The organism is Sulfitobacter sp. 1A12157 (genome assembly GCF_043557345.1).
Classification (GTDB): Bacteria; Pseudomonadota; Alphaproteobacteria; order Rhodobacterales; family Rhodobacteraceae; genus Sulfitobacter.
The window spans coordinates 1-6622 of record NZ_JBIFFV010000015.1 but is presented as its reverse complement, the minus strand read 5'-3'; the positions used below and the strand labels follow the sequence as shown (position 1 = coordinate 6622).

General features: G+C 64.6%; 5 protein-coding genes. 3 read left to right on the top strand and 2 right to left on the bottom strand.

The window, feature by feature from the left end; genetic code table 11:
* Positions 1-244: 244 nt before the first annotated feature.
* From ACGYLC_RS17490 to ACGYLC_RS17480, 3 genes are read left to right on the top strand one after another with little or no spacing between them, the layout of a single operon-like run.
* A complete protein-coding gene (locus tag ACGYLC_RS17490; protein WP_394424213.1) occupies positions 245-751 on the top strand; it encodes a 2Fe-2S iron-sulfur cluster-binding protein in 507 nt (168 codons plus the stop codon).
* A complete protein-coding gene (locus ACGYLC_RS17485) occupies positions 748-1734 on the top strand; it encodes an FAD binding domain-containing protein (RefSeq protein ID WP_394424212.1) in 987 nt (328 codons plus the stop codon). The genes ACGYLC_RS17490 and ACGYLC_RS17485 overlap by 4 nt, the downstream gene beginning before the upstream one ends.
* Positions 1731-3920 (top strand): molybdopterin cofactor-binding domain-containing protein, encoded by a 2190-nt coding sequence (locus ACGYLC_RS17480; RefSeq protein WP_394424211.1) that lies wholly within the window; start codon positions 1731-1733, stop codon positions 3918-3920. The genes ACGYLC_RS17485 and ACGYLC_RS17480 overlap by 4 nt, the downstream gene beginning before the upstream one ends.
* A 58-nt stretch (positions 3921-3978) precedes the next feature.
* Here ACGYLC_RS17480 and xylB read toward each other — a convergent pair whose 3' ends face one another.
* Positions 3979-5424 (bottom strand): xylulokinase, encoded by a 1446-nt coding sequence (xylB, locus tag ACGYLC_RS17475; RefSeq protein ID WP_394424210.1) that lies wholly within the window; start codon positions 5422-5424, stop codon positions 3979-3981.
* 62 nt (positions 5425-5486) lie between these two features.
* Positions 5487-6434 carry an ABC transporter substrate-binding protein gene (locus tag ACGYLC_RS17470; protein ID WP_394424208.1) on the bottom strand — a complete coding sequence of 316 codons (948 nt, stop codon included), beginning with the start codon at positions 6432-6434 and terminating at the stop codon, positions 5487-5489.
* Between the last annotated feature and the right edge of the window lie 188 nt (positions 6435-6622).

Genomic DNA, 6622 nt, shown 5'->3' with positions numbered 1-6622 from the left:
TAGTGGGTTCCCATTCTTCATACTCCATGCAACTCTCTGTATTCGTACAGAATTTGCACTTCGTTTGTGAATCCACCCGATACGCAGTGGAAATCCTCGTAATCATGGTTATGTTACATAACGGCGCCGCCTGACGCCACCCGCCACACCCGCTTGCCGCTCCTCCGCGCCGCCCTACGTCCCGAAGCAGCCGATAGCCGGAGGGATCTGCCCCTCCGCCCCCATTTAGCCAAAGGATATTGCCGTGGAAACGAACCTGACCATTAATGGCACCGAGCAGCGGCTGGACCTCGATCCCCGCACCACGTTGCTGGATGCGCTGCGCCACCATCTTGGACTGACCGGCAGCAAGAAGGGCTGCGATCACGGGCAATGCGGGGCCTGCACTGTCATGGTGAATGGCCGCCGGATCAATGCTTGCCTGACATTGGCCTGTATGCATGACGGCGATGAGGTGACCACCATCGAAGGCATCGGAGCGCCCGGCAATCTCAGCCCGCTGCAAGACGCCTTTGTCCGCGAGGATGGATTCCAATGCGGCTATTGCACGCCGGGGCAAATCTGCTCGGCCACCGCGATGTTGGAGGAGATCGCAGAGGGCTGGCCCAGCCATGTGACCGATGATCTGGAGGGCAGGCCTGCGCTGACCACGGAAGAGATCTCGGAACGGATGAGCGGCAATCTCTGCCGCTGTGCGGCCTATCCCAACATCGTCGAGGCGATCCGAAAAGCGGCGGGAGACAACGCATGAGACCATTCGACTATACCCGCGCCGAAAATACAGAGGCCGCCGCGCGGCAAGCGGCCAGCGGTGGCACCTTCATCGCCGGGGGCACCAACCTTCTGGACCTGATGAAACTAGAGGTCATGACCCCCGAGGCGCTGATCGACATCAACCGGCTCAACCTTGGTGAGATCGAAGAGACCGAAGACGGCGGATTGCGCATCGGGGCCTTGGTGACCAACAGCGATCTGGCCAATGACGCCCGCCTGCGGAAGGGCTGGCCGGTGCTGAGCCGCGCGCTGCTGGCCGGGGCCAGTGGGCAGTTGCGCAACAAGGCGACGACGGGCGGCAATCTGCTGCAACGCACGCGCTGCCTGTATTTCTACGACCGCGCCATGCCCTGCAACAAACGCGAGCCGGGCACGGGCTGTTCGGCGAAGGAGGGGTTTAACCGCATCCTTGCCGTCTTGGGCACCTCGGAGCATTGCATCGCCACCCATCCCAGCGACATGGCCGTGGCCATGCGGGCGCTTGGGGCCGAGGTGGAGACGCTGAAGGAGGACGGCAGCACGCGCCGCCTGACGCTGGATGAGCTTTACCTGCTGCCCGGAGAGCGGCCAGATCAAGAGACCGTGCTCACGCCCGGCGAGTTGATCACCGCCGTGAAGCTGCCCGCGCCGGTGACGGGCAAACAGACCTACCGCAAGGTGCGGGACCGGGCCTCATATGCTTTCGCCCTCGTCTCGGTCGCCGGGATCGTGGAGATGGAAGACGGGCGGATCAGCCGTGCCGATCTGGCCTTTGGCGGGCTGGCACCGAAACCTTGGCGCGATGCCGAGGTGGAGAAACTGCTGACCGGCAACGCGCCCTCGGAAGACCTTTTCAACAAAGCCGCCGATCTGCTGCTGGCCGAGGCCAAGGGCTATGGCGCGAATGATTTCAAAATCCCCCTCGCCCGCCGCACGCTGGTGTCGGTGCTGAACGAACTTACCGCGGAGGCTCAGCAATGACCGAGCAATTCAAGATGGATGCGCCTGCCACCGCCCGCAGGTTGGACGATATGGCGCAGGGGCTTGTCGGCGCGCCGCTGGACCGTCCGGAGGGGCCGCTGAAGGTGAGCGGCACGGCGACCTATGCCAATGAATGGCAGGTCGAGGGCATGGTACATGGCGTCATGGTCCGCGCGCCCGGCAACAGTGGCCGGGTGGTCTTGGCCAACCGCGACGCGGTGGCGCAAATGCCGGGGGTCTTGGCCGTGATCCAAGACCCGCGCCTGCTGCGCAATCCGGCGCAGGGCACCGCAAACCAAGCGCCGATTCAAGGACCGGATCACGCCGCCTATCTTGGCCAGTTGATCGCCGTGGTCGTCGCCGAGGAATTCGAACAGGCCCGACATGCGGCGCAATCGCTGAAGGTCGAGCTGGAGAACGGCGAGGTCATGCCGGTCGATCCCGCAACGGCGGCGGTTGAACCGCAAGAGGCGAAAACCCTGGATCAGGGCGATCTGGAGGGCGCGATGCAGGAGGCCGCTTTCTCGGTCGATGTAACCTACACCACCCCCTCGCATTCCAGCACCCCGATGGAGCCCCATGCCTCCATCGCCTCATGGGATGGGGAAGACCTGACCCTGCGCGGCAGTTATCAGATGCTGAAGTACAACCGCAACGAACTGTCCGACGCCTTGGGCATCCACCCCGACCGGCTGCGCATCCTGTCGCCCTATGTCGGCGGCGGCTTTGGCTCGAAACTTGGCATCGCGCCAGAGGCCGTCGCGGCGGCGATTGCCGCGAAAGAGGTGGGCCGCCCGGTCTCTGTCGCGCTGCACCGCCAGCAGGTCTATGAGGCGACGATGCGCCGGTCCGAGACCACGCAACGGGTGCGCCTTGCCGCCGATGCCGAAGGTCGCCTGACCGGATTGGGCCATGACGCGCGGGTGTCCAACCTGCCCGGAGAGAGCTTTGCCGAGCCGGTCTTGCAGGCGTCGCATTTCCTCTATGCCGGGGCGAACCGCAAGATGTCGATGGACCTAGCGCGGGTGCACCGGCTTTGCGCAGGCTCCGTCCGCGCGCCGGGCGAGGCGGTAGGCGTCACCGTTTTCGAAGGCGCGATGGATGAGCTGGCCGATAAGATCGGGATGGACCCGGTCGAATTGCGCCGCCGCAACATCCCCGAGAAAGACCCCGAAAGCGGCAAGGAATTCTCCTCCCGCCGTTTCCGAGAGGCGCTCGACAGCGGGGCCGAGACATTCGGCTGGGCCGACCGCCCCGGTGTCAAGGAACGGCGCGAGGGGGAATGGCTGATCGGCTATGGCATGGCCTCTGCCGCGCGCGTCAACGTGTTGATGGAGAGCCAAGCCCGGGTGACGCTGATGCCCGATGGCCGCCTGCGGGTCGAAACGGATATGACCGATATCGGCACCGGCACCTATGCGATCTTGGGCCAAATCGCGGGCGATATGATGGGCCTGCCGCGGGATGCGGTCGACGTGGTCTTGGGCGATACCACCCTGCCCCCGGCTTCGGGCTCAGGCGGGTCGTGGGGCGCCTCGTCGAGCGGCACCTCGGTCTATTTGGCCTGCGAGGCGATCCGCAAACAGCTCGCCGCGCGGCTGGAGGTGGAGGAAGGTGACCTCACGCTGAAAGACGGCAAGGCGACCTTCGACAACCAGACCCGCAGCCTGAGCGATATTCTGAACGGGGATGAGATTGCCAAAGTGGGTCATGTGCAGCCCGGCGATACTTCCGAGGCAGTGCGGCAGGCCACCTTCGGGGCCTATTTCGCCGAGGTCGCGGTACATGCCGCCTCGGGCGAGACCCGGGTGCGGCGGATGCATGGCACCTTTGCCGCCGGGCGGATCCTGAATGCCAAGACGGCGCGCTCGCAATGTCTGGGGGGCATGACCTTTGGCATCGGCATCGCGCTGACCGAGGAGCTGGCCTTTGACCCGCGCGACGGCCATGTGGCCAACCACAACCTCGCGGAATACCACATCCCGGTGAACGCGGATGTGCCGCAGCTGACCGTCGATCTGTTGGAAGAGCGGGACGATTGGGCCAACCCGCTACAGGCCAAAGGGATCGGCGAATTGGGCATCTGCGGCGCGGCGGCGGCAATCGTTAATGCCATCTACAACGCCACCGGCGTGCGGGTGCGCGACTATCCCGCCACCTTGGACAAGGTGATTGCCGGGATGTGAGGAGATGGGGGGCGACGTGATCGGCCGCCCTTTACTACTCCGGTCTTGCGCTTGATGCCTACCGCGTCAGCCGCTGCTCCCAAGCCGCCCGGAAGGCGGCATAGCGCTCCGCATAGGCTGACGTGAGCGCGGGGTTGGGCGCGTTGCTCTTGCGTATCTTCGGGGGCCGGATCACCTCCGCCTCCGCCGCCGCGCCACAGCCGAGCATCGCCAGCCGCGCCGCGCCAAGCGCCGCGCCCTGCGCACCGCTTTCGGGCACATCTAGGGTCAGCCCGGTGATGTCGGCGATCACCTGCAACCATGTCTCCGACTGGCTGCCGCCGCCCGCCACGCAAACCCGTTCGGGCAAGGAACCACAGTGGTCGAGGGCGCGACAGCAGTCGGCAAAGGCGAAGCCCACCCCCTCCATCACCGCCTGCACCATATCCGGCAACCCATGCCCGCGGCGCAGCCCGTGAAAGGCCCCGGCGGCATCGGGGGCGTTATGCGGCGTCCGCTCGCCCGAGAGATAAGGCAGGAAGGTGATCCGAGAGGGTTGCCGAATGTCTTGAACCATGCCCGCCAAAGCCGCCGGGCTTTGCCCCGTGATCTGCCCGAGCCATGACAAAGCGTCGGTCGCCGATAAGATTACCCCCATCTGGTGCCAGGTCTTGGGCACCGCGTGGCAGAAACTATGCACGGCGCTTTCGGTGTTGCTGGCGAAACGGTCGGTCACGGTGAATAGCACGCCAGAGGTGCCGAGCGACAGAAACCCCTGCCCCGGCTGCACCAGCCCCAACCCCACGGCGGTGGCGGCATTGTCCCCCGCGCCACCGGCGACGGTGACGTTGCCGACACCCCACTCCGCGGCAAGCTCAGCCCGAAGCCCGCCCGCCCGCGCGCTGCCTTCGACCAGTCGCGGCATGTGATCGCGGCTAAGCTCCGTGGCGGCGAGCAGTTCATCCGACCAATCGCGTTTTTCCACATCGAGCCAGAGCGTCCCCGCCGCGTCGGACATTTCCGAGACATGCTCCCCCGTCAGCCAAAGACCGACATAGTCCTTGGGCAGCAGGACCTTGCGGACCTGCGCGAAAATCTCCGGCTCATGTTTCTGCACCCACCGCAGCTTGGGCGCGGTGAAGCCCGCCATGACGATATTGCCACCCAGCCCGCGAAAATCGGCACGCTGTTCCAGTTCCGCACATTCGGCATGGGCGCGGCCATCGTTCCACAGGATCGCCGGGCGCAGGGGCTGGTCGTGGGCATCCAGCAGCGTGGCGCCGTGCATCTGGCCCGAGACGGCAATGCCGCGCAGCGCCGCGAATGCCTCCGGGGCCGTGGCGCGGACCTCGGCGATGGCGCTTTTGCAGGCGGTGATCCATGAATGGGGGTCTTGCTCGCTCCACATCGGCTGCAGGCGCTGAACCTCCAACGGGGCATGACCCTCGGCCAAGGGCCGTTGGCCTTCGTCGATCAAAAGCGCTTTGACGCCCGAGGTGCCTAGGTCCAAGCCGAGATAGGTCATGCGGTACTCGTTACTTCAAAAATGAGAGGGGGCCACCGGCGGGCTGCCGGTGGCTCTGGCCATTAGAACGGGCTGTCGGGATAGTAGAAATCCATCGCGTTCTCTTGCGTCACCAGCACTGAGCCGATCACGAAGGTGCCCGAGACCGGCGCGTTGGAGGTGAGGCCCACCGCCGTCAGTTCTATCGCGGTGGCGATCATCGACGGCGGGTAGGTCACATTGGCCGGGATCATCGCGTCGCCATCGGCGGTGCGCTTGATCATCTCTTTCATGCCGGCCCCGCCGAGCACGAATTTCACATCGTCACGCCCCGCCGCTTCGATCGCCGCCAGCACGCCAATCGCCATATCGTCGTCCGAGGCCCAGACCGCGTCGATATTGGGGTATTTCGACAGGAAATCCTGCATCACGGTAAAGCTGTCGTCGCGGTTCCAGTTGCCATGCTCCATGTCGAGCACATTGATGCCGGAGCCTTCGATCGCCGCGGTGAAACCCTCCACGCGCTCGTTGTCGATGGTGGTGGGGATGCCGCGCAGCACGACGATGTCGCCGCCATCGGGCATTTGCTGGGCCATGAATTCACCCGACACCTTGCCAAAGCCGCTGTTGTCGCCCGCAACGTAAAGGTCTTGGATCCCCTCGACGGAAAGGCCACGGTCCACCACGGTGACCCATGCACCGCTATCGGCCACGGCCTGCACCGGCGGGGTCAGCGGGTCGGATTCAAAGGGCAGCACCACCAGCGCGTCGATGTTGCGCGTGGCGACCATGTCTTCGATGTCGTTCACCTGTTTGCCGGGGTCCGAGGCGGTGGCGAGGACGAAGTCGAGATCGGAATAGACCTCTTCCAGACGTTCGACGGTTTCCTTGGCGTGGAAGTTCATGCCCCCCGCCCAGCCGTGGGTCGCCGCCGGGATCGACACGCCGATGACTTTGGTGTCTTGGGCAAAGGCGGCAGTGCCGACAGCCGTGGCCAGCGCGGTGGCAATGAATGTTTTGGTAAATGTCATAATTGCTCCTCCCATGAAGCGTTCAACTACGGCTTAAAGCGCCGTCTTCCTTTCGCGCTGTAGGATCACAGCGAGAATGATGATAATCCCTTGGATCGCACCGTTGAGATAGGGGTCGTTTGCGGGAGGGGGCGAAATCCTACGCTAAGCCGAGCACGCGCTTTCCATAGTCCCTGAGTTCGCCCTTC